The organism is Afipia carboxidovorans OM5, from assembly GCF_000218565.1.
GTDB classification, from domain to species: Bacteria; Pseudomonadota; Alphaproteobacteria; order Rhizobiales; family Xanthobacteraceae; genus Afipia; species Afipia carboxidovorans.
Window position 1 is genome coordinate 2376813 of the sequence record NC_015684.1, and the last position, 23789, is coordinate 2400601.

At 57.8% G+C, this 23789-nt stretch carries 21 protein-coding genes, 1 tRNA gene and 1 pseudogene; 11 read left to right on the forward strand and 12 right to left on the reverse strand.

Annotation, left to right across the window (positions count from 1 at the left end):
- Positions 1–147 precede the first annotated feature (147 nt).
- Positions 148–239, forward strand: a tRNA-Ser gene (locus OCA5_RS11005).
- A gap of 537 nt (positions 240–776) precedes the next feature.
- Here OCA5_RS11005 and OCA5_RS11010 read toward each other — a convergent pair.
- Positions 777–1607: a hypothetical protein gene (locus OCA5_RS11010; RefSeq protein ID WP_244396177.1), complete on the reverse strand. Its 831-nt coding sequence runs from the start codon at positions 1605–1607 to the stop codon at positions 777–779.
- Positions 1608–1935: 328 nt separating this feature from the next.
- On the opposite strand from OCA5_RS11010, the gene OCA5_RS11015 reads away from it, so the two are divergent.
- Positions 1936–2460, forward strand: a complete 525-nt coding sequence (locus tag OCA5_RS11015; RefSeq protein ID WP_244396176.1) for a hypothetical protein — start codon at positions 1936–1938, stop codon at positions 2458–2460.
- A 179-nt stretch (positions 2461–2639) separates the two neighbouring features.
- A complete protein-coding gene (locus OCA5_RS18840) occupies positions 2640–3197 on the forward strand; it encodes an acyltransferase (RefSeq protein ID WP_013913186.1) in 558 nt (185 codons plus the stop codon).
- A 71-nt stretch (positions 3198–3268) separates the two neighbouring features.
- On the opposite strand, the gene OCA5_RS18845 is transcribed toward OCA5_RS18840, so the two are convergent.
- Positions 3269–4410 (reverse strand): IS3 family transposase gene (locus OCA5_RS18845; protein ID WP_148261419.1). Its coding sequence is split into 2 segments (ribosomal slippage): positions 3269–4146 and positions 4146–4410, totalling 1143 coding nucleotides; the frame shifts between segments, so codons are not numbered across the junction.
- Here OCA5_RS18845 and OCA5_RS19635 point away from each other — a divergent pair.
- The 3 genes from OCA5_RS19635 to OCA5_RS11040 all read left to right on the forward strand — a co-directional run bounded on the left by OCA5_RS19635 (position 4393) and on the right by OCA5_RS11040 (position 8651).
- Positions 4393–4941: a hypothetical protein gene (locus tag OCA5_RS19635; RefSeq protein WP_012562974.1), complete on the forward strand. Its 549-nt coding sequence runs from the start codon at positions 4393–4395 to the stop codon at positions 4939–4941. The genes OCA5_RS18845 and OCA5_RS19635 overlap by 18 nt on opposite strands.
- A 105-nt stretch (positions 4942–5046) precedes the next feature.
- Entirely contained in the window at positions 5047–7074 is a 2028-nt protein-coding gene (locus OCA5_RS11035) for a hypothetical protein (protein WP_012562973.1), read from the forward strand.
- A 119-nt stretch (positions 7075–7193) separates the two neighbouring features.
- Positions 7194–8651, forward strand: a complete 1458-nt coding sequence (locus OCA5_RS11040) for an exopolysaccharide biosynthesis polyprenyl glycosylphosphotransferase (protein WP_012562972.1) — start codon at positions 7194–7196, stop codon at positions 8649–8651.
- A gap of 94 nt (positions 8652–8745) precedes the next feature.
- Here OCA5_RS11040 and OCA5_RS11045 read toward each other — a convergent pair whose 3' ends face one another.
- Positions 8746–9123, reverse strand: a complete 378-nt coding sequence (locus OCA5_RS11045) for an H-NS histone family protein (protein ID WP_012562971.1) — start codon at positions 9121–9123, stop codon at positions 8746–8748.
- 481 nt (positions 9124–9604) lie between these two features.
- Between OCA5_RS11045 and OCA5_RS11050 the strand changes: the two genes are divergently transcribed.
- Positions 9605–9961, forward strand: a complete 357-nt coding sequence (locus OCA5_RS11050; RefSeq protein ID WP_012562969.1) for an H-NS histone family protein — start codon at positions 9605–9607, stop codon at positions 9959–9961.
- Between the two features lie 590 nt (positions 9962–10551).
- On the opposite strand, the gene OCA5_RS18850 is transcribed toward OCA5_RS11050, so the two are convergent.
- Complete coding sequence (locus OCA5_RS18850) at positions 10552–10824, reverse strand: hypothetical protein (protein WP_151202189.1); 273 nt, start codon at positions 10822–10824, stop codon at positions 10552–10554.
- A gap of 143 nt (positions 10825–10967) precedes the next feature.
- Between OCA5_RS18850 and OCA5_RS11055 the strand changes: the two genes are divergently transcribed.
- From OCA5_RS11055 to OCA5_RS11065, 3 genes and pseudogenes are all read left to right on the forward strand, one after another.
- Positions 10968–12095: a PqqD family peptide modification chaperone gene (locus OCA5_RS11055; RefSeq protein ID WP_244396175.1), complete on the forward strand. Its 1128-nt coding sequence runs from the start codon at positions 10968–10970 to the stop codon at positions 12093–12095.
- Positions 12082–13149, forward strand: coding sequence for a nucleotidyltransferase family protein (locus OCA5_RS11060; RefSeq protein WP_244396174.1), 1068 nt, complete (start codon positions 12082–12084; stop codon positions 13147–13149). Before OCA5_RS11055 ends, OCA5_RS11060 begins: the two co-directional genes overlap by 14 nt.
- Before the next feature lie 460 nt (positions 13150–13609).
- A pseudogene (locus OCA5_RS11065) lies at positions 13610–13945 on the forward strand (O-linked N-acetylglucosamine transferase family protein); the annotation flags it as partial.
- A gap of 22 nt (positions 13946–13967) precedes the next feature.
- Here OCA5_RS11065 and OCA5_RS11070 read toward each other — a convergent pair.
- From OCA5_RS11070 to OCA5_RS11085, 4 genes are all read right to left on the reverse strand, one after another.
- On the reverse strand, positions 13968–16085 hold the full coding sequence (locus OCA5_RS11070; protein WP_013913189.1) for a HAMP domain-containing methyl-accepting chemotaxis protein: 2118 nt from the start codon (positions 16083–16085) through the stop codon (positions 13968–13970).
- Between the two features lie 73 nt (positions 16086–16158).
- Positions 16159–17331, reverse strand: a complete 1173-nt coding sequence (locus OCA5_RS11075; protein ID WP_013913190.1) for an ABC transporter substrate-binding protein — start codon at positions 17329–17331, stop codon at positions 16159–16161.
- 381 nt (positions 17332–17712) lie between these two features.
- The gene (locus tag OCA5_RS11080; RefSeq protein ID WP_012562961.1) at positions 17713–18399 is read right to left on the reverse strand and encodes a hydrolase; all 687 of its coding nucleotides are present in this window, start codon (positions 18397–18399) and stop codon (positions 17713–17715) included.
- Positions 18400–18546: 147 nt separating this feature from the next.
- Entirely contained in the window at positions 18547–19416 is an 870-nt protein-coding gene (locus OCA5_RS11085) for a pirin family protein (RefSeq protein WP_012562960.1), read from the reverse strand.
- Positions 19417–19533: 117 nt separating this feature from the next.
- On the opposite strand from OCA5_RS11085, the gene OCA5_RS11090 reads away from it, so the two are divergent.
- Positions 19534–20457: a LysR substrate-binding domain-containing protein gene (locus OCA5_RS11090; RefSeq protein ID WP_012562959.1), complete on the forward strand. Its 924-nt coding sequence runs from the start codon at positions 19534–19536 to the stop codon at positions 20455–20457.
- A gap of 217 nt (positions 20458–20674) precedes the next feature.
- On the opposite strand, the gene OCA5_RS11095 is transcribed toward OCA5_RS11090, so the two are convergent.
- From OCA5_RS11095 to gatB, 4 genes are all read right to left on the reverse strand, one after another.
- Positions 20675–20941: a hypothetical protein gene (locus tag OCA5_RS11095; RefSeq protein ID WP_012562958.1), complete on the reverse strand. Its 267-nt coding sequence runs from the start codon at positions 20939–20941 to the stop codon at positions 20675–20677.
- A 674-nt stretch (positions 20942–21615) separates the two neighbouring features.
- Positions 21616–21756, reverse strand: coding sequence for a hypothetical protein (locus tag OCA5_RS19275; protein ID WP_012562957.1), 141 nt, complete (start codon positions 21754–21756; stop codon positions 21616–21618).
- A gap of 11 nt (positions 21757–21767) precedes the next feature.
- Positions 21768–22184: a hypothetical protein gene (locus OCA5_RS19150; RefSeq protein WP_151202188.1), complete on the reverse strand. Its 417-nt coding sequence runs from the start codon at positions 22182–22184 to the stop codon at positions 21768–21770.
- Between the two features lie 101 nt (positions 22185–22285).
- Positions 22286–23770: an Asp-tRNA(Asn)/Glu-tRNA(Gln) amidotransferase subunit GatB gene (gatB, locus tag OCA5_RS11100; protein ID WP_012562954.1), complete on the reverse strand. Its 1485-nt coding sequence runs from the start codon at positions 23768–23770 to the stop codon at positions 22286–22288.
- Positions 23771–23789: the final 19 nt, after the last annotated feature.

The following is a 23789-nucleotide window of genomic DNA, read 5'->3' on the forward strand; positions in this document are numbered from 1 at the left end:
GGTTTCTTATTACCTGCAAATGTGAGCGATAGACCCTATATTATGTAAAGGAACCGCCTTCCCGATTATGTAAAGGAACCGCCTTCCCGTGCACCGGAATAATCACTGACTTGCGGGCGGAGATTTCGTCAGGCATATCGGGCGCATGGAGACGTGGCCGAGCGGCTGAAGGCACTCGTTTGCTAAATGAGCATACCTTGAAAAGGGTATCATGGGTTCGAATCCCATCGTCTCCGCCATCTTTGGAATCGATGTAAGAATTTGTTTTTATTGATTTAATTCAAATTACCGTCCAGCGCCCCCCTCTGTCACAGGATTTCGTTACAGCCAGGGGGTACTCATGAAGCTTTCGGGCGGGGAAATGTATCGGCTCCGTATTTGCGCCCGATACTCTGCGCCGATGATTGGCGCGGCTCGCTGAGAGCCACTGATCTGTACGGGCACAATCAAGGGTAATGCGAAGCTGCCTTCCGGATTCTTTAAGGAATCCGAGAACTCCCTACTGCCCACCCTGATTTAAGTGCCGGCAGAACTCACGCTGGAGGATATCCGGTGCCAGACGCGCTGGTCGTGCTGCTCTTGATGAGACTGACGCCCTCTGTATCCCGGTTTCGAATTTCTATCGCAGCGGCTTCCCAAATGGCTTCGATCAGGCCTCTGCAAATGCCCAGCCGACCGCAATCTGCTTCAGGACAAATATGATTGGTCTCTCAAGAGAACCAATCGAGAAATTCCGGTTCAACAGACTTGCTGGGGTGGGTGATTTTCTAAACTACTCAATTGATGAAACGCACAGCAAGCATGAGCCGGTCCCCGCGGGTTGGTGGCGTCGCACGGTGATAACATGATGTATCCTGAACGAAGCCGGTACCTGCAGGACCCTCGATGGTGATTTCATTCTCAATTCCAAATTGCTTCCGCACACTCTCTTCGCTTGCAGACGCCGAACCGAGAAGCATCCGAAGCGGCTTCCGATTGTGTGATCGCTTCATCATGACATGCGCGCCAGAGTAGCGGTCCGTATCAGTTATGTAGAAGTTGGCATAAACGAAATTATATCCGCCAACATCGTAATGATAATCGATCACGTGATGCTTAAGGCGCCGACGCTGGTCATCAGAAAAGTCTGACGCGAAACTCCAGTTGAGGATGGTCATCACTTCGTGCGGTTCGTGCCCCAAGTAAGTTCGCACGATGGACCGCAAGACCGGGTCATTCACGATAGCCTGCACAGCAGAACAGCGAGTTGGCTCGCGCACGCCGCCTATCGAGACGAATCTTCCGTCAGCCGCCGTTCCGCGGTGGACTTCCGCATATAAGAAGGTGGGACCATGCGGATCATAATTGGCATGAAGCGGTTCTGAGCGCGCAAAGGCATCAATATCGGCGACTATCTTCGCAGGAAGATTCAAACCGAGGAAAACCGCTTCGGCCGAGATGGTCCTAACAATATGCTCTATATCCGCGTTCGGGAAAAGAGTTGGGCTCCCACCCTGCCCCACCGAAACACGCCTGTCCGTCAATCGCCTGACGCCGCCATAGGCCAGACGTACGGTGCGAAATCGGCCAAGCGCATAGTGAATGTCACCATTGAAAACCTTGGTCACGACTCTTTGGAGATTCACAATGAAACTCCTCAAGGATCAATTTCGTCGGCAATTTCCGCAGCCAAAAGGCGCCAGCCAAGGACGGGAGCGTCAGTCAGGAAACAACGCAGGAATTAATCGTAGCCAGTATATTTCTTGACTTGTTTATATTTAAATAATTGAATATTAAATGTCAAGATTTCGATTAATTGCGGACAGAGCCTCCTGGCAGGCGATCGGATAGGCAGCGATACGCCGTTCGAAGGCGAGATGCGCTCGACGATGGAAAGGATCGGAAGCAGTCGGCTGCCGCTTGAACCGCCGACTATGCGCGAAAGCCGATGTTGATATGCCGTCGGACCAGCAAGGAGAAGATCGAAACCACACCGGAGGCAGCGTTGCCTTGCCTCGCAGGACAGATTTTTTGCGACCTGATGCCACCCCAGAGGCGCCGCCGCCCTCAAGCAGCATAAATGAACTCCTGAATCTCAGCGTAACCGAGATTGCGATCATGTGGCTCTTGCACCAGAGAACATTATTACCAAGGTCGCAGCAGCTTTTGGCAAGCGCTATCGTCGAATTCTATCCAGTCGCGCTGAGTGCGATCTCACGAGCAGAAAGTCTGCGCGATGCAAAGCAATCCGACCTGCGCCTCATCTATTTCAAGGGGCTGATTGTTGCGCAGACTCACCCAAAGTCGCAAATGATCGACGCGATCAGAGAAGCCGACGCTGCACTGGATCATGCGAAAACATCGAATGAACCGCTCGAACCAGCAGCGCCACAACCGACCCCTGAGCCACCTGTGACGGATCAGGACACGCTGGCACATATTGCCGATGCATTGGAGCGCCCGCCGGAGTCCTCGCACTAACTGACAACGAGGCTGTATTTTGTATGATCTATCGAGAACAGCGATGACTCCGATAAATCGGCGATCGCGGTCCGGGTTATTTGCTCGAGTAAAATCCGAGATCGTTTGAATTCGAAAACCGCTGCCTTGTTGGCGCGTGAGTTCAATGCCGTCGTGATTTACGCGAAGGAATTGTGTTGATGGCCGATTCCCTTACGACCACGCGCGATTTAAGCGAAGAGAGAGAAGCCGACGCATGGTTGACGCGTGTGCGTCGACATCTGCGTGTGCTGACGTTACGAAAACGGCAACACTTCGATCGCCGTGTTTCTATCGGAGATCTATTGACGGAGCGGGCAGATAATGCCGCAGCCTATGGCTTCGGTGAAGGAACCACTATGTATGATAACGTCCTCGTCCTTGGCGAGGTCTACGTGGGTCGCCACACATGGATTGGGCCTGGATGCATATTGGATGGCTCGGGGGGCGGCCTTCGGATCGGCGACCACTGCGCCATATCGGCAGGAGTCCAGATCTATACACATCATACGGTAAAAAGATCTCTCTCGATGGGAGTGGAGCCCATCGAGTATGCACCAACGATTATCGGAGACGGTGTTTATCTCGGGCCGAACGCTATTGTACAGATGGGTGTTACGATCGGAGATCGAGTGGTTGTTGGGGCGAACTCATTCGTAAATCGCGATGTTGGCACCGGGCTCAGGGTGTTTGGCACGCCGGCACGCGTTCATAGTTAGACTCGACGCTGAAGAATTAAATACCTTTTCCTGATTATGACTGGCCCCCACGGAGTGGTCCGGTCAGAATGTTAGTTTAGGGATTGCATTTTGCCTATCTCCTTTGGTGCTGGCCAGACGAGAGCCTCGGGTGCGGGTGGTTGATATCCCAGCGATGAGTGTGGACGGACCGTGTTGTAGTGACGGCGCCAGTTTTCGATCACGATCTGCGCCTCCTTCAATGTGTAGAAGATCTCGCCGTTGAGTAGTTCATCGCGCAGTTTGCCGTTGAAGCTTTCGCAGTAGCCGTTCTCCCACGGACTTCCGGGTTCGATGTAGGCCGTCTTGGCGCCGACGGCGACGATCCAATCGCGCAGAGCCTGGGCGACAAACTCGGGCCCATTGTCCGACCGTATGTGCGCAGGAATGCCCCGCGAGACGAACAGCTCGCATAGCGCCTCGATGACATCCGTCGCTTTGAGCTTCCGTGCGACACGGATGGCCAGGCTCTCACGACTGAACTCGTCGATGATGCACAACATCCGGAACGCCTTGCCATCGTGGGTGCGGTCAGCGACGAAGTCATAGGACCAGACATGGTTGGGGCGCTCCGGCCGCAGGCGGATGCACGAGCCGTCGTTGAGCCACAGACGCCCGCGTTTAGGCTGTTTAGCAGGGACCTTCAGCCCCTCACATCGCCAGATCCGCTCGACACGCTTCTTGTTCACCGTCCAGCCGGCTCTGCGGAGCAACGCCGTAATCCGGCGATACCCGTAGCGGCCATATTGGCGGGCAAGCTCGATGATGTCGGCAGTCAATGCTACCTCGTCATCGGGTGTCGTTGGAATCTTGCGCTGCGTCGATCGATGCTGACCTAATGCCCGGCACGCCCGTCTCTCAGATATGCAAAGCTCGGTTATCACATGATCCACGCACGCACGGCGTCGGGAGGGGCTTAGAAGTTTCCCTTTGCGGCCTCCGCCAGGATCAGCTTGTCCAGCGTCAGATCCGACACCGCTCGCCGGAGCCGGGTGTTCTCGGTCTCCAACTCCTTCAGTCGCTTCACCTGGTCGCCCTTCAGGCCGCCATACTCATTCCGCCATCGATAGTACGTGACTTCCGTCACGCCTATCGCTCGGACTGCGTCTGCTACCTGCCGGCCCTGTGCCATCAGCACATCAACCTGCCGCAGCTTCGCAACAATCTCTTCAGCCGTATGCCTCTTCCTTGCCATCGATCTTATCCTCCATCCGAAAATCATACTTCAGGGAGGACCACTTCAAAGGGGGCAGATCACGTCGCTTTCGGCGCGGCCGGAAATCAGGGGCAATTCAAGTTCGATGCGTGGCGTATTTCGCTCGCCGAGGCGATCGGCAAGGTTGGTGGACTGTCAGACGGTCAGGCCGATCCGGGCTCCGTCTTCCTCTATCGGGGAGAAACCAGAGAGGTCGCCCGCCAGCTCGGCATCGATGTCACGCCTTTCGAAGGCCCGATCATACCGGTAATCTATCTCGTGAATCTGCGAGATCCTGGAGGATATTTCCTCACGCAGTCCTTTGAGATGCGTAACAAGGACGTGGTTTTCGTTTCGAATGCGACCTCGGTCGAAACCACCAAGTTCCTGAACTTCCTGCGCACGATCATGGCCACGGCAAACGACCCGGTCCTCTACGCGACCAACGCCTATGCCCTGAAGGCTGCAATCAACGGCGCGACGTCGACGATCATCACCACGCCGACACCGATCACCGGCACCGCACCCTAGGTCCCGCGACCGATCCCCTGATCATTTTGCCATCCGGACAGATATGTCATCTGTCCGGATTTGCGCGCGCCTAATTATATTATATTTATTTAATTATTAAATATCATGGCGAGCGATCCCGCCATCGGCTTTCATTCGGGTGTCGGCATGAACGCAACCGTTGTGCTGTGGGTGTATTGCGGCTTGATCGCCTCCATTCCAGCGTACCTGTTTATCCAGAACGCTGTTGCTGGCGGCATTGTCTCACTCATCACCGCGATTTCCATCGCCGCCGCCGCATCCCTCTCCCGGGAGCAATCCCGACTCCCGCGCCTTGTGAACCCCGTCGTCCTCGTCGGGCTGGCAGGCATTTTCCTCATCATGCTGCTTCAGATCGTCCCTATGCCGGGCGGCCCGCTAATCAATCCGATCTGGAACAGCGCCGCGGCAGCTATCGGAGAAAAGCCGACCGGCTCCATTACGATTGATACCGGAATGACCTTGCTGGTTGTTTGCCGCCTCACCTGCATGGTCGCGATTGCCCTGCTGGTTGCCCTGATCGGACAGCTTCGCCAGCACGCGGAAAGACTCCTGTTGGTGTTGGCCGGGACTGCGACGCTGGTCTCGCTGGGTCGGATCACAAGTCTCTTTTTACTGCCGGACTCGTTTCAACTCGTGCCGCTAGCCGCGCGGGGGACCGCAGAAATCATCAGCATGTACGGTGTCATACTCACGGCTGCAGTGGCCATTCGTGGACACGACCGCTCCTACTCCAACCGATCGCACGGCCATAAGCCCACGGCGCCCGTCACCATCGAAATCCTGGCGGCCCTCTCGGCACTGTTCGTCAATCTGACCGCGATAGCCTTGGGCGAAATTCCCGGCCTGTCGTTCGCTGCATTGTTCGGTGCGGGCGTGCTGATCGCCATTCTGGTCATTCGCAAGGGCCGCCTTGGCGGATGGGGCTACGCCGGAACTGCCGCAGTGTTTGGGCTAGCGCTCGCAACATTCATTGCCTTCATGCCCGGCCACACCGAAAACGAACTGATCACAGGCATGATCGAGGATGCCAGACTACTGGGCGCCGGCGCCGGAACGCTTTTGGCGCTGGCGCCTATCTATGGCAATTCATCAGCAGCCTCGGACATTTCGACGGTCACAGCGGTGACCATCGAGATGGGCCGGCCATTCTTGTGGTCGATCTTTCTGATCACCGTTGCGTGGGCCGTCATCCTGCTGCGAGATTCACTTCAGCGCGGACGGGATTACGTTTACCCGGCGGCCGGCGCCGGTTGTCTTGCCGCGCTGCTGATCTCCGCGCCGTTGACCGGAGGCGGCCTCTCACTTGCGCCGTGCATCATCCTGAGCGCCACGCTCGGGCTTGCTATTGCGCAGAGCAAGGGCGAGCCGTCCGTGGAGCCCGCGATCTCCGCCCGGCAGCAATCATCTGCCGCAGCGTCCAAATCCCGTTCGTCGAAACGATACTTGTACGGCGCTTGGGCAGCTCTTGGATTGCTCCTGATAGCACAAGGAGCCTGGATTCTTCTGCCCGAGCTTTTCCGCCCAGACCCGATCGGTTTCGCCAATGACCAGCGACACGCCACCATCTCACGACAGGATCAGGAGAGAGCAACCAGAGCTGCTGCCTTGGCTGGTGTGCGAGGCGACCTGTGGGCGGAGAGCGCGTTCTCCTATGCGGGCCTACTGTCGACCGATCAGGCATTCGAGATCAAAGTAGATCGAGATCAAACCGCCCTCGCCTCGCAAAGCCTGCTCAAGACCTTGCGCTATGCGCCGCACCGCGGAGACGCGTGGCTGATGTTGGCTTCGACCTGCGAACAGCTGAAGCTGCCCGTCTGCAATATCGGCGCGCTGCTGAAAATGTCGTACTACACGGCCCCTAATCAGATCGGGTTGCTACCGTTACGGCTGGCGCAGGCGTTGCGCTCGCAAGACGTTTCCAGCGACGACGAGCTTGCCGATATGGTGCGCCGGGATATCCGGTTTGTGCTCACGAAGTCCGCCGATCTGCGACCCGCCTTGATCGCAGCCTACCGAGCCGCCTCTTCTGCGGGCAAACAGCTGGTCGAACAGACTGTTGCTCCGATCGATAGACAGTACCTCGATGCCGCTCGCACCCGCTTGACGCAATAACCTCCAGAGCCGCTCCCGAAAATTATTTAATTTTTGTCAAATTATTTAATAATTAATTTGCAAATTAATTTCTCGCGTAGAATATTAAATAGTTAATTTTATAATAATCGGCCGCGGTCATGCGTTTCCTCAGGAGCCGGTTCAAGTTCGGTACCGCGTCGATTTCGGGCGCAGCCAATAGCATAACCCGCGACAAGAGATGGCCGGTTCAATACGATTCCGTAGAGTTTTTGGCATTGCTTGCGGATATCTCCACGATCTTTGCCGCGAGCCTTATTGCCGCATTTTTCTATGTGTTGTTGCTTGGCACGCCAGAAGGGATGGCAAGGCTGGCTGGCGTTGCGCTGCCGACCTCGGTGGTATTCGCTGCAGTGGCGAAATCCTGCAATATGTATCAGCCCAAAGCGCTGCTCGAACTCCGCAGCCAAGTTCGTAGCGTATGCATAATCTGGTTCGGCGTTTTCGGCCTCCTCGTAGCCACCACACTGACCCTGCAGATGAAGGGCGCTATTCCCCTCGATTTTGCCCTCATCTTTGGAGTCGTCGGGTTAGCGGCCTTGTCGGCCCAACGCGTTTTCCTTCGTGACACGCTGCGAAAGGGCCTTGTAGAGCGGCGCTTCTCGGGTCGCAAGATTATCCTGATCACCGATGGAGCCGGTCGCGACCTGGTCAATACGCTGAGCGATCTCGGTTTCTTCGTGGAAAAGCACTTCACGTTGCCCGTGTCTCGCTCGTCCCAGCGCCGACAGGCGGAACTGATCGGCAAGATCATCGACCGCACCCGCGAAACTGAAATCCGAGAGATCTTCTTTGGCGTCAGCCCCGATCATTGGTCTCGCACCAAACACGTCGTGGCTGCTCTTCGGGTGCTACCCTTGCCCGTCAGGCTGATCCCGACCGGAGCAAGCTCGGACCTCTTTTACCGCCCCTCCACGGAGCTTGGCAGCGCACGGTGCGTCGAACTTCAGCACGGGCCGTTATCACCGGTGGCGTTGTTCGCAAAGCGCGCTCTCGACATCGGTCTAGCGACTACCGTGCTCGCGATTTTATCGCCCCTGCTTCTGTTCGTGGCTATCGCTATCAAGCTGGATTCACGCGGCCCGGCGATCTTCAAACAGCAACGTTGTGGATTTAATGGCCGCCGTTTCACGATCTACAAGTTCCGGACAATGTCGGTCCTTGAAGATGGACCAACGATCGTGCAAGCGCAGACCAACGACGCGCGGGTGACCCGACTTGGCGGATGGCTCCGCAAGACGAGCATCGACGAAATTCCGCAACTCCTCAATGTGCTGGAGGGCAGTATGTCCATCGTCGGGCCCCGGCCGCATGCCATCGCCCACGACAATGAATTCAACAAAGCAGTGAGCAATTATGCCTATCGGCGCCGGGTTAAGCCTGGACTGACCGGCCTCGCACAGATCAAAGGCTTCCGCGGCCCTACACCAACGCCCGCTGCCATTGAGCGGCGCGTGCAACATGACCTGCTTTATATCGATAACTGGAGCCTCGCACTGGACCTGATGATCCTCATGCAGACCCCGATCGAGCTGTTTCGGGGACGAAATGCCCTGTGAAGCTCCGGCAGCTTGTAGCACCGAAGCGAAGACGTTCCAGGAAGACAAACCGGCGCCCTCGACGCCAGAGCAACATAGAGAACGGCGGATCAGCTCAAGCGCGCTGGCGCCGTCCCTTTGCACTGGCCTGGTCACGAATACGGAAATCATCGATCTTGCGACCAGACTTGATCGCAGCGACCAGCCATCGCGGCTGCTTGCCGCGACCAGACCAAGTCTCGGACGGTGCAGCCGGATTACGGTACTTCGGAAATACTCTGGGATATTTCCGCCGAACCTTGTTATTCGAATCCAGCGAGTGAGCCAAATCGCCGCCGAACGCATTTCGTCCGCGGTTCAGAACCGCCAAGCGCTCCTCCAACTCCTGTTTTTCGGAAGTAATTCGCTCGGCCAGGATCTTGCTGATCCTTTCATGAAACGACCACAGGTCGTCAATCGGCATAGATTCTAGTTCAAGTTTCTTGATCGACATCAGGCTTGCCCCAATTCAATTCAACAAACCACCCCACCCCACAATTCTTAGTTTCCAAATAAGACTATTCATTGAGTCGAACAAGTCTTAATCGACGATAATTGTGGCGAAGTTATCTAAAATAAATCTGAATTAAGCCAATCATCTGGAATCATTGAATTTTCTTTGAAGAGACAATAAAACTCATTCATCGCGCAATGTGTATAACTGCGCCACCTTCACAAATGACACCTCATGGGGCGCCTTCGCGTCCCCGCTGACGCGGACTGTTTGTTTTTCCGGTTATTGTCCAGTCGTCTGGACGTAAAATATATAATCACCAGCACCGAAATAATTAAAACTCTTTAATTATAAAGTGCTATTATAAAACGACTTAAGTCATCTCGATCATGGGAGTTACCAAAGCGCCGAAGATATAGAGCTTTTCCTCGCGGCCTAACGATTTTGGATAATTCATTTCGACAAAGGCGCGGAGAATTAAATGCAAAAACGAGATTTGCCAGATTTAGACGCCATGAACCTCGATGAACTCTGGACTATCCACGAGGAGCTCACGAAGATTCTGTCTGATCGAATTCTCGGGGAAAAGCGCGAGCTCGAGAAGCGGCTCGCAAAACTTAATCAGACCTCCGTTGTCGAAGGGCACGGTAACAATCTTCGAAAACCTCCTCCACGCCGCAAGTACCCCAAGGTGTTGCCAAAGTACTTCAACCCCTCGGAGCCCAGTGAAACGTGGTCGGGACGAGGCAAAAAGCCCCGCTGGCTCACCCTCGCCTTGCAAGAAGGGCGGGCCCTGGAAGATTTCGAGATCAAGAAAGCAGACGAGGATAGATCATGATCGGGGCCCCGAAGGGTTCCCATGATGATGAGCGCTGATGAACTAATCAGCCTCACTCCCTTTTGTGCGACTCGCATCAGATAATAACTGTCGAAGATTCTGATCAATCTCCACGACCCTATTAATTAGCTCATCGTAGATATGGATTTGCGCTTTGAGAGACGATTGGTCGCACGGCCGCGACACATGAGCTAGCCCAGCTCTGGCATTCCGCAAACAGACAATCGACACGACAATTCTATCGACCGGCGTTTCATGGGTCGGCATTAATTGGCGCTCCAATTCCCAGTTTCGGTCGATCAACATTTATATGAACCGTCAACCGATCAAGACGCGACCACGCCGACAATGTCCAACATGGACATACTCAAAATGCCAAATCTCGAGGTCGGCAGCACTCACTGTGTCTGTCTGTGTAACTCACGCAAACGCCAACTCGTGATGAGGAATCGGGCTATACTGATAATGGAAGATGAGTTCGCCGCTCACACCATAACTCGGGAAGATGCGCGAAAATACCGGACCCCTCCGTATATCCTGCGCCGCTAAACCACCGCATTGAACCTTCGAAAGCAACGCAAGTTCCTTTGTCAGAGGAATTTGCCAAACAGTCGTTCCAGCCATACGAAGAAGTCAAAATCCCGGCCGCCATTTCGGTGTCCGTGATCTCGACGACCGGGCGAGGATCCACCATCTCCACCGCCAGACTTCGCTACGGCCGTCGAATTTAGCGAAGTCGATAACAAGACAGTCAGGGTCGGCGGAGTGACCACTGCGAATTTTCCGCATACGGCCAAAAACTTGCGCCGATCTTCGTCCATCGAATCCTGACCTTCGACTTTTGGGTCGTTTTCGGCTGTCATCGTGAACTCCTGCATTTAATTTATAATTTGCTATTTGTTTAAAATTAAATATCATTAATATTTAAATGTCAAGCGGACTTCCGACTTGCGCCAGATCTGTGAGACGCTCACGCTCAAACCTCCCGTTCACGATGAACATAGTCGTGCCTTCACGGTTTCAGCCGTCTTTCGGCTCCCTTCGTCCGGCAGCCGGGACTTCGTTCGCGCTGATCAACCAGATACCTGTGCTGTTCAGTGATGATGAGCAGAAACTGTTTGAACTCAATGACGTCGCAGCTTTCATTTGGTGCAGCATGCAGAATGCTGTTCCGCTCGAAACCATCTCAGATCAACTGGTCAATCGTGGCCTGAGTTCGACCGGTGCCCGCGAAAGTCTCAGAGACGCCCTCAACCAATGGCTTGGCGCCGGCTTAATCGTCCCCCACATCGACACCTTGGACTTCGCTTTCTGTACGGTGGTCGGGCAACGATTGGTTCAGATCCGCGCGTCGGATGCTCGGGTTCTTGATCACCTTCGGTCCATCTTCATTGCAACGACTGCTCCGAAAGCCGATGCGGAGACAATTTTCGCGGTTCATCGGGCCGGCAGTACATCCATAGTGATCCATGAAGGCCGCAAGGTCCTGAGTTGCGGGACAAACGAGCTTGCGCCCACATTCAAAGCCTATATCACCGAGCAGCTATTGCTGACCGGGGATACACGTAACGTTGTCTTCCACGCCGCCGCCGTCGTGTCGGGAGACCGGGCACTGCTGATCAGCGCTCCTCCTGGCACGGGGAAAAGCACCCTGACGATGCATCTGTTGAATGCCGACTTCGGATATGCCGCGGACGACATCGTGATCATCGGCCCGGACGGCGCGATCCAAGGTGCGCCATTTGCACCAACTCTGAAATCTGCTTCCTGGTCGCTGGTGAGCGGTTTTCGCCCCGACGTGTACAGCGTTACCATTCATAATCGGCTGGATGGTCAAGCGGTCCGGTACCTGAACGTTGAAGCCGATGTCTACAAAGGACCTATCCGGGTTAACTGGATTGTCTTTCTTGAACGCACGTCCGGCGGAACACCTCCGACACTCAGGGCGTTGAGTGAGCTCGACACTATCAGACGGATCGTTGGCGCTTCGTTCGCAACCCATGGCAAACTGACCACGGAAAGCTTTCATACGCTCAAAAAGGTGGCGTCCGAGGCACGCTCTTTCGTACTTCGTTATGCGGAAGCCGAGGGCGCGACAAACAAGTTGATCGAGCTTTGCAATGGCAAGCTATAGCCACACGTTGCTGCCGCTCTGCGAGTGCCTCTGTGGCAGGCCTCCTCACCGTGGCGATTGGAAGGCCATTATTGCCCTTGCAAACCACACATTGACGACACCATCCCTGATCGCATGTGTCCGCTCGCATCGTGCCGCCCTACCAAAGGACGTCGTTTCCTATGTCGAGGAGCTGCACGATCGAAACGCGATCCGGAATGAACGCCTGAACACTCAGCTCGAGGAAGCCATTCTTACGCTTAATGACGCCGGAATAACCCCGCTCCTGATCAAAGGCGCAGCGATGCTGGCAACCAGCCCGCCATCGGCTCGCGCACTCAGGCTTATGTGCGATCTGGACCTCATCGTTTATCCTGATGAGATGGACGCTGCCAAGCAGGCACTGGCATCGATCGGATACCATGTTGATCACGAGTCGGATGGACAGCAAGCGAAATGGTACGCGGACCTCAAGCGTCCTTGCGACGTTGGCATGATCGACTTGCACCAAGGATTTCCCGACCGCTCTTGTTTTAACCAGACGCCGGATGATCTTCGATCTCACTTGCACCCGATCCGTATAGGTACAGCCAACGCCCTTGTGCCCTCGCTGGAGCTACGGGCGCTGGTCCTCTTGGGGCACGATCAATTCCAGGACTACGATTACTGGACCGGAAGCATCGATCTCAGACACTTGCTAGATCTGCGGGATCTCCTCACCGCGCCTAATGGCATGCAATGGGACAAACTAATGGCAATGGTATCTGGGACGCTGGCGCGAAATGCGGTGGAGACGCGATTGCTGCTCCTCACTACACTATTCGATATTCAGTGGCCTACCCACCATCCAAAACGGCTGGTGCCAAGGCTGCAAGTCTGGCGGCAATTGCTGCAGGCTCGCATTCCGCTGATCCGATATTTTCTTCTCCCGATGGGATTCCTTGACTATCGCCACCATCGCGCCCGAGCCGGATTGCCCGCGCCAGATGAGCGGGATCGGCGCTATTTTCCAAAGCTAAGCACCCTGTATTTTCTGATATCCTTGTCGCACAAATATCGTACCGGCAAGATTTAAGAATGAGCAACGGAGCCTCATAGAGAGGCAGTTAAGCCAGATCGACAGCAGACTATCATAAGTAAAAGATACCAAAAATTCCCATTTATATTTTTATAAAAATTTAGTAGTTTTAGTCTGTAGCGCAACAGTTTGTCGTTCAAAAAAGACCGTTTAATATACTTCTAACTTATTGATCGACAAGCAGACTTTTTACATCGGTGGCGACCGTGAAATCATTTGCGCGTATTACGGATGCGACCCAGCGTTTGGCTGATGTTTCCGTCCAGATGAAGAATCTCATGAGAGATCTCCATGAGCTTCGAGAGATTGTTGCCAGGGCCGAAAGCCGATCCTTCAGATTAAGGCGACGAAGGCCGGCAGCGAGAGTTCCTTCGTTTCGTCTTCGGCACCTGCGATAATTATATATGGTCCTCCTCATCGCCGACCCCAACGGTGACTCCGCCGGAGCACCGCGAGCGATGCGCTGCGCTGCGGCGTTCCGATCGTGACATGCGAGGGCGGCAGTTTCGCCAGCCGTGTTGCCGCCTCCCTGCTCCGCGCCATCGGGTTGCCGGAGCTCGTCACCACATCGCTGGAGGACTATGAGGCGCTGGCGCTCAAGCTCGCGCGCGATCCGGCTTTACTTGCTTCGATCAAGACCAGGCTCGCGGAAAACCGCTCTACAGCGCCTCTGTTCGATACCGCGCGCTTCGCCCGGCATCTGGAGGCGGCCTACCACACGATGCACGCGCGCGTGCAACGAGGCGAGCCGCCAGCCTCTTTCTTGGTCGAGGCGCTTCCGGCCAAGGCCTGAAGCCACGCTTCAAAGCCGGCCCTTAAGCGGCGCGGACGGTTTCGAGGAAGCGGTCGACTTCGAGCTTGAGGCGATTGCTCTCGCCGGACAGCGACTGCGCCGACGACAGCACCTGCGAGGAAGCCGAGCTCGTCTCGTTGGCGCCCTTATTCACCTCGGTGATGCTGGTCGCGACCTGACCGGTCGATTCCGCCGCGCCCTGCACGCTGCTGACGATCTCCTGGATCGCACTGCTCTGCTGGCCGACCGAATCCGCGATCACCGTGGCGATCTCCGAGATGCGGGCGATGGTGGCGCTGATCTGCTTGATGGCGCCGACCGACTCCTGTGTCGCAACCTGCATGCCGGCGATTTGCGAGCTAATCTCGTTGGTCGCCTTGCTGGTCTGGGTCGCGAGCGTCTTCACCTCCTGCGCGACGACCGCAAACCCCTTGCCGGATTCACCGGCGCGCGCCGCCTCGATGGTCGCGTTCAGCGCCAGCAGGTTGGTCTGCTCGGCGATGGTGGTGATGAGATTAATGACGTCGCCGATACGCATCGCCGCCTGGGACAATTCGTTGATGCGACCGTCGGTGATTTCGGCCTGACGCACGGCGTCGGAGGCGATGCGGTTGGATTCCTGCACCTGACGATTGATCTCGGCGATCGAGGCGGTCATCTCCTCGGTCGCAGCGGCAACCGAATCCACGTTCCGCGAGGCATCGCTCGATGCGGTCTCCACCATCGCCGACAATTGCTGCGTCTCCGCGGCGGTGTCCGTCAGCGTCCTTGCCGAGGCTTCAAGCTGGGTCGAAGCCGAGGACACCGTCTGCACGATCTCGCCGACCGCCGCATGGAATTCGTCGGCAAGCCGGCCCATTTCGGCACGGCGCTGGGCGGCCGCCTGCTTTTCGTTCTCGATGCGCTCGGCCCGCAGACGGTTCGATTCCGCCATATTGTCCTTGAACACCTGCAGCGCTTCGCCCATCGCGGCGATTTCATCCGAGCCATTGGTGGCGACATCCACCGCAAGGTTGCCGGCCGCAATCGCCTTCATGTTGGTCTGCAACCCGACCAGGCGGCGCACGACACCACGGCCGACGTAGAACCAGCCGATCACCAGCGCTGCAAGCAGGCTCGCCACGGCAATCGCAATCAGGACCACCCGGCCCTGGCCGATTTCCGCCTGCGAAGTCTGCACCACCTCGGCAGCGGCAGCTTCGCTGCGCTGGCCGAGCCCGGCCACTTCCCTCGCGAACTCGGCAGCGAACACGCGGTTCTTCGCCACCACGTCGACGCCGGTCCGGGTCGCCGCGATTTCCTTCTGCTTCAGATCGAAAATGTTGTTCTGACCCTTACCAATAGCAACGAGTTGGCCGACGAGCTTCGTGGTATCCGCATTATTGAGGATCACAGCCGCCTTGTTGGCGTGGTTGGCTGCCGCCATGAAGCGGTCTTTGACCGGTGGCAGCAGATCGGCCGATGCCAGATCCGCGGCCTCGACGAGAACACCAAGCATCAGGTTGGACTCGGCCCGCAGCGCCAGCACAGCCTGCAGTGCGCCGAGCTCGTTGTCGGCGAGACCCAGCAGGGTCTTATGGATGTTCGCGGTGTCGTTGCCGTCCGCCGCGCTCTCCAGCGCCATGGTGAGATCAAAGGCAACATCGTCCGCAATCGGAATCAGCTTCTCGGCAAGCTTCTGGTGCGCTTTGCGCAGTTCACCGATCAGCGCCTGACGGCTTTCCGCAATCGACTGACGCTCAGTGACGGATTTTTCCAGCAGCGTCAGGTTTTCGAAAATGCGGCCGGTGGTTTCGTTGAGCTTGGCGGCGTCTTTCGCACTGAGAAGGCTCAACGCCTGCTTCATTTCCGTGCGCGCCGTCTCGAGCGCCTTGAGAGCATCGCTGCGCTCGGCGTTGTTGGCCGCGGCCAGCAGCGTCGGCGCTGCTGCGCTGACATCGCCCGCCGCCTTGATGACCTTGGAGGATCGCGTCAGTTCGGGGAGGCTCTGCTCGGCGATCACACCAAGCGAGTTATCGAGGCTGACATAGGAGATGATCGCGTTCAGGCTTGCAACGACGGTCAGCGCCGCGACCAATCCGAACGCCAGGAACAGGCGGCCCCGCAACCCAAGATTCAGTTTCGACAGTGCGGCCTTCATCATGTCCCCCGAATGTTCGCTTGATCCGTTGTTGCAGTATTGAGTGAAGCCTTATCGCGTGAAGTCTCGGCCGTTACATTCCGGCCTTCTGCAGCTTGTCGACGGCCTTCATGCTGCCGTCGGCCTGAATGACCGTCAGGAACACCTGGCCGGAGCCGCGGTTGCTGATGGCGCTGTAGGAAAGCTTCAGGCCGCCGAGATCGATCGGGCTCGCCTTCTGCGCCGCCTCGATCAACCCCTTGCGCGTCGGTTCGCCATCGATCTTCTCGAGCGAGGCAATGAGCGTGCGGCCAACCACATAGCCTTCCAGCGAGACAAAGCCCGGCTTCGCATCCGGCGCCACGGCCTTGAGCGCGGCCTGATAGCGGCCGACCACCGGAATCTTGCTGTCCAGCGGGAACGGCACCACTTGCGTCACGACGACGCCTTCCCCGCCCGAGCCAAGCTCCTTGGCGAGTGCATCGGAGCCGACAAACGAGACGTTGACGAAGGTGGGATCGAACTTGATCTGGCGCGCCAACTTGATGAACTCGGCCGCCGACTTGTAGGAGGCGATCATCACCACGGCTTCAGGCTTCGCCTTGCGCACGGAGAGCAGCGCGCCCTTGATCGCAACCGTGTTACGCTCATAAGTGCCCTCGCCGAAAAGCTTCATCTTGCGCTTCTCCAGCGCGCGCTGCAGTCCGGCGAGACCCGCCTGCCCGTAAGCATCGTCCTGATACATGATGCCGATACGGGTATAGCCGAGATCCTTGGTGAGATGCTCAACCATCGCCTCGGTCTCCTGAAAGTAGGAGGCGCGGATGTTCATCACCAACGGCTTATGAGGCTCGCGAAGGAATTCAGCGCCGGAGAACGCGCCGATCAGCGGCACACCGGCATTGCTTGCAATCGGCTGAATGGCTGCGGCCGTCGGCGTGCCGACGGTGCCGATGATGGAAAAGACCTTGTCTTCGTTCAGAAGCTTCTTCACCACGCCGATCGAGCGCGTCGGCTCGTAACCGTCATCGACGCTCTTGAGTTCAAGCTTGCGCCCCTTGATGCCGCCTGCCTTGTTGACTTCGGCAATCGCGGCTTCGAGGCCGACCTTCATGCCTTCGCCGAGCGCTGCCGAAGGGCCGGTCAACGCCGCCGACTGGCCGAGCAGGATCTTCTCCGATGAAACGCCATCTTCGGCGTAGGCCATGGAAAGAGCGGCAATGAAACCAGCCAGCGCAATCGGAGTCATTCTGAGCAACGGGCGCATCGGCAACATCCTTGGATTTCAATTCGGGACGGCGAAAATAGGTTGTGATCTGCATAATTAGGTAAAAACGTGTATTTTAAATTAACCATTACGGCCCGAAAGCGGCCGAGGCGCCTCATTCGTATCGGCTCACGATTATATATAGAGAGTCACGCAACGGCCTATTTTTACAGGCCCTGCGCGCCAATCACCCGTTTTCAAACAAGGACTTGAGTCTCCCTCCAGGAGAGAGATGCACGGTAGGCCGAAGCGGTGCGGTCTCGCCGGCAACATAATCCGCTCCCGAGTCAGAACGTCGCACCACGCACGGCACAGAATGTCGCACACCGACATTTGCCGGCGAACTTACAGACCACGAATCAATCACACGGGTTTCCACGCCTACCGCCGCCCTGCTCCAGTGCCGAGCCCTTCAAGCAAGGCGGCTGAGATCGCCTCACCCTTGAAGTCCTTCTCCGGGTTGGAGCCGTCGGCGTTCTGAAACACATTCATGAATCCGGGGACGGTTTCCTCGCGCGCCCAGTCGCGCTGCAGTTCGCAGTAAAGCTGGGTCTTGCTGATGAGCTTGCCGCCCGCCTGCTCGATGCGACGCAGGGCCGCTTCATGCGCGGCGACCGACGTGCCGCCAACCGCATCGACCGGCACATAGACTTCATAGCCTTCCCTCAAGGCATCAAGCGCGGGAAAGGCAAGACACGCCTCGGTCCACAGCGCGGTCATCACCAGCTTGCGGCGGCCGGTCGCCTCGACGGCGCGTTTGAACTCGACATCCTCCCAACTGTTGATCGTGGTGCGATCATAGGTGGGATAGCTACCGATCACATCCATCAGCGGCTGGATCGGCGGCTTGTTGCGGCCGGTCGCGACATTCACTGTCGAGTGGATGATAGGCAGCTTGTAGTTCACCGCAGCCTTCACGGTACTGACGATGTTGAACACCAGTTCCTGCTGACTCATCGAGCGGATCGAACTGATCTGGATCGGCTGATAGTCGATGATGATGAAAGCAGCGTTCCGCGGCGTCAGCAGATGATCAGCCTTCGGGTCGCGGATCGGTTCGCTGGACATGAGAGGTCTCCTTTATCGCTAGATTGGCCCGCGGTGGTTTCCGCGCACGATCGCGCGGCGGACGGCGGCACGGGCTCCCGCCACTCCGATTCAAAACGATGTCTTCAAAAGAAAGTCCCGGCCCCCAAGGGGAGCCGGGACATCCGATCAGGCGGCCGTCTGCGCGAACCTGCCGTTGTTGAAGTCGTCGATCGCCTGCTTGATCTCGGCCTCGCTGTTCATCACGAACGGGCCGTAGCCTGCGATCGGCTCATCGATCGGCTCGCCGGTCAGCACCAGCAAGGTGGCGTCGCCGTCGGCGTGGACGGCGGCACCGCTGCCGTCGCGATCGAGCAGAACGACTTCTGCCTCGCCAGCCTGCTGGCTGTCGTTGACGGTGACATGGCCGCTCAGCACCACGAGCATCGCCGTGTGGCCTTCGGGCAGGTCGAGCGTCAGGTCCGCATCGCTATTCAGACGCACGTCCCAGACGTTGATCGGCGTAAAGGTCCGCGCGGGCCCTTTCGCGCCAAGAAGCTCGCCCGCGATGATGCGCGCACTGCCGGCTGCATTCGGCAACTCCACGACCGGAATATCGGCCGAGACGATGCTCTGATAACCTCCGGGCGCGGTCTTGTCCTTCGCCGGCAGATTCACCCAGAGCTGCACCATGCGGAACGGGCCGCCGCTCTTGGCGAAGCCCGGCGAATGATACTCCTCGTGGAGAATGCCGCCCGCCGCCGTCATCCACTGCACGTCGCCGGGGCCGATGACGCCGCCATGGCCGGTGGAATCCTTGTGCTCGACCTCGCCGTCGTAAACGATGGTGACGGTCTCGAACCCGCGATGCGGATGCTGACCGACGCCGCGGCGCGTCTCCGTCGGCTCGAAGTAATGCGGGCCGGCATAGTCGAGCAGCAGGAACGGGCTGATGTGCTGGCCGAGCGTGTTGTAGGAAAACAGCGAGCGAACCGGGAAGCCGTCGCCGACCCAGTGACGCTGATTGTTGCCGTAACGGCCGAGAACTTTCTTGGTCATGGTCATTCTCCTTGGGCGATCCGTCTGTGAAGCGATCGCCGTTGGAGTGACAGGTAGCACCGCAACGTCCGGGCAAGGAGATTGCCATATCCGACGCTTCGTCCTATCAATAGGACGATGCAGGATCTGAACGACCTCTATTATTTCGTGCAAGTCGTCGATCACGGCGGCTTTGCTCCGGCCGGCCGGGCGCTCGGCCTGCAGAAGTCGCGGCTAAGCCGGCGCATTCTGCTGCTCGAGGAGCGGCTCGGCGTGCGCCTTCTCAACCGCTCATCCCGCCGCTTCTCGGTGACGGAGATCGGTCGCGAATTCTACAACCGCTGCGTCGCCATACTGGTCGAGGCGGAAGCCGCCGAACAGGTCGTGGCGGAAGTTCGCGCCGAACCGCGCGGTGTGATCCGTGTGAGTTGTCCGGTCGCTCTGCTCTCCTTTCAGTTCGGTGATCTGATCGCGCGCTTCATGGCGAAGCACCCCGCGGTTGAAGTGCATCTGGAAAGCACCAACCGCCATGTCGATGTGATCGCCGAAGGTTTCGACATCGCGATCCGGGTGCGCTTTCCGCCGCTGAACCCGACCGATCTCGTGATGCGCAAACTCGATGAAAGCACCCAGTGCCTCGTCGCAAGCCCGGGTCTGATCTCCGCTTCGCTGCAATCCCCCGCCGATCTTCACGGCCTGCCGAGCCTCGATCTCGGCCCGGCCTATGAGGGACATCACTGGCAACTCGAGGCAGCAGACGGGCAGACCGCATCGGTGCCGCATCGCCCTCGCCTCGTCACCGACGATATGGCTGTGCTGCGACAGGCGGCGATCGAAGGCGTCGGCATCGTGCAACTGCCGACCATGATGATCTGGCAGGATATCGAGGCCGGCCGGCTTGTGCCTGTGCTGCCGCAATGGCGTCCGCGCGCCGGCATCATCCACGCGGTATTTCCGTCGCGGAGAGGTCTGCTGCCGTCGGTGCGGGCGTTTCTCGATTTTCTCGCAAGCGAGTGCGTCACCCAGCGTCAGCAGGCGGCCGGGAAACTCAAAAAGCACTGACGGTCGGAAAGAGCTGGCGCGCACGAGCGCTCACGCGAGATCCGGTATGCGGCGGCGTGTGTTTCACCCGTGTCTGGTCGCAACAAGCAATAACTGCCCCCGGGTCAGCGGGCACCCACCACGCAAAAATACTTAGAACGCTTTCAAGCGAGGTATGCTCTCGGGCTCCACCCGCCAATGAAAACCGGTTGGCATGAAGAAACGCGCCAAAATAAGATTAGTGCGCGGTCATCCAGGCGCGAGCCTCGCGCTGGGCGAGCGCAATCTCATCCGCCGACATCTGCTCGGCGAGTTCGCGGCGAAGCTGGATTGCATCCACACGCCCCTTGAGCGCCGCCAGGTTGAACCACTTATGCGCGGCCACGAAATCGACGATGCCATCGCGGCCGGTTGAAAACATCAGCCCGAGATCGAACAGCACGTCGCCGCTCGCGCTTGCCTCCACCGGCAGGGCACCCGTCTGATCGATCGCCATCTGAAACATGCCACCCTCCTTCACCTGTGCCGCGGCGCTGGTTGGCCGCGGCTCCTGTCCAAATTTCCGTCTGTCACGTCCCCTTGCCGGTTGACCGGCTTATGAGGCGATCTGACCGCTAAAATTTGAATGGTGGTTTAAGTATCGCGATGAATCGAATCTCAACGCGCAACGCCCGCTTCAAAGCGCGGGCGCAGAAGGCGTGAATTTTCAAAGGCTTCGCGCGGCGTTCAGAGACGATTCAGGCTGCCGCTTGGGAGGCTGCTAACCATCGCCTCAGGTGGTCTCTAATTATACGCGGCGGATGGTGGGAATGGCGGAGCCGATCAGCGACCAAAGCGCTCGTGGAGAAAGATCGTATGCGCGCCGGGATATCCGCGGGATTCGTTTTGGGGATGCCCCTCCCCAAAAAAGAAACGAGGGCGTCGGTGAACACGTCAGGATTGAGATTCATCCGGTTGCCCGGTGAACTGCGGAAACGAAATCCGCAACGTACGAAGAGCGCTGACGCCCTTCTGCCGGGTCGGCTGCAGAACTGAATTCCGCTGCCTGTCCGACCGTCTCTCCTGATGTCTCGCCGACACCCTCTGTCGTCGATCCGGGGCGTTCTATCCGCCAAAGCCGATACCGGCCCCTGATGACGTTGCCGGCTTGAACCTGCCGACAATTCGTAAGGCGAAGCCTTACTTCTTCTTGGCAGCCTTCTTCTTGGCAACCTTGCGGGTCTTCTTCGCAGTCTTCTTCACGGCGGACTTCGCCTTCTTGGCAACCTTCTTCGTTGCCTTCTTCGCAGTCTTCTTCGCCTTCTTAGCTTTCTTAGCCATGTTGCCCTCCGTTAAAGTGAGATGGCTGTGTCGCTGTCGTGCACCCGGGAATCGAAATGCACTGCATTTGGATTACACCAACGCATTAAAAAAAACAGTGTCCCGCTTAAGGAAGTGTTGACGCAACGCGCGCGATGCGTCAGCCGCAACGGCACGAGAGATTCAATCGCATCGCACGGACACAACGCCTTCATGCACGAGGCGAAAAACATCTCTGTTATCAGAAATGAAAAAAGCCATTGATAGATGCGCACTTCTTTCACTGCGCAAAACATCGCGAATTGATGCGCACAACATCGCGCGCGCCGTCGCTGTGCAGAAAAAAACGCCGCGCCTAACTCTGAGTCGGGTTTTTTGGCAACGAAATTATTTTCGTGGATTTTCGCTTTGGAGGCGATCCGCGCTCGCCTTTGCAGGCGTTTCGACATTTCACTCCGCCGATTCGCGAATCGCAGCGCGCGCCGCCCGATACGAAAATGGCGTCACGCCGCCTGGTGCGTGACGCCGTTTCGCACGTCGCGTGACGCGTTCAGATGCCAAGTTTGGACTTGAGCAGGTCGTTCACCGCCTGCGGATTGACCTTGCCGCCCGACAATTTCATCACCTGACCAACGAACCAGCCGATCAGTTGCGGCTTGGCGCGCGCCTGCGCCACCTTGTCGGGATTGGCGGCGACGATATCGTCGACCATCTTCTCGATCGCGCCGAGATCGGTGACCTGCTTCAGCCCAAGGCTTTCCACCAGCGCCTTCGGATCGCCGCCCTTGGTCCAGACGATCTCGAACAGATCCTTGCCGATCTTGCCGGAAATCGTTCCCTCACCGATCAGATCGACGATCGCGGCCAGCTGATCCGCCGACACCGGCGACGCGTCGATGGCGACGCCTTCCTTGTTGAGGCGCCCGAACAGTTCGTTAATCACCCAGTTGGCGGCCTGCTTGCCGTCGCGCGTGCCGTCCGCAAGCTTCGCCAGCACCGCTTCGTAGAAGTCGGCGCTCTCGCGCTCGGAGACGAGAACGCCCGCGTCGTAAGGCGTGAGGCCGAAATCAGCGATGAAGCGCGCGCGCTTCTCGTCCGGCAGCTCCGGCAGCTTCGCTTTCAGTTCCTCGACGTAGCCTGCGGTGAATTCCAGCGGCAACAGGTCGGGATCGGGGAAGTAGCGGTAATCATGCGCCTCTTCCTTGGAGCGCATCGAGCGCGTCTCGCCCTTGTTAGGGTCGTAGAGGCGGGTTTCCTGATCGATGGTGCCGCCATCTTCGAGAATACCGATCTGGCGGCGCGCCTCGTAGTCGATCGCCTGACCGATGAAGCGGATCGAGTTGACGTTCTTGATCTCGCAGCGGGTGCCGAACGGCTCGCCGGGGTGGCGCACCGAGACGTTGACGTCCGCGCGCAGGTTACCCTTCTCCATGTCGCCGTCGCAGGTGCCGAGATAGCGCAGGATGGTCCGCAGCTTGGTGACGTAGGCCTTGGCTTCATCGGCGGAGCGCATGTCCGGCTTGGAGACGATCTCCATCAGCGCGACGCCGGAGCGGTTCAGGTCCACGAACGACATGGTCGGGTGCTGGTCGTGCAGCGACTTGCCGGCATCCTGCTCGAGATGCAGCCGCTCGATGCCGACCTCGATGCTCTCGCCGTCGCCGATATCGACGATGACGACGCCCTCGCCCACGATCGGCTGCTTGTACTGGCTGATCTGATAGCCCTGCGGCAGATCCGGATAGAAATAGTTCTTCCGATCGAAGGTCGACTTTAGGTTGATCTGCGCCTTGAGGCCGAGCCCGGTGCGAATCGCCTGCGCGACGCACTCCGCGTTGATCACCGGCAGCATGCCGGGCATCGCCGCGTCCACCAGCGAGACGTGCTCGTTGGGCGCGCCGCCGAATGCGGTCGCGGCACCCGAGAACAGCTTGGCGTTCGAGGTGACCTGGGCGTGGATTTCGAGGCCAATGACGACTTCCCAGTCGCCGGTGGCGCCCTTGATGAGCTTTTTGGGATCGACGATTACGTTCATGGGGCGGCTTTTACCCCGC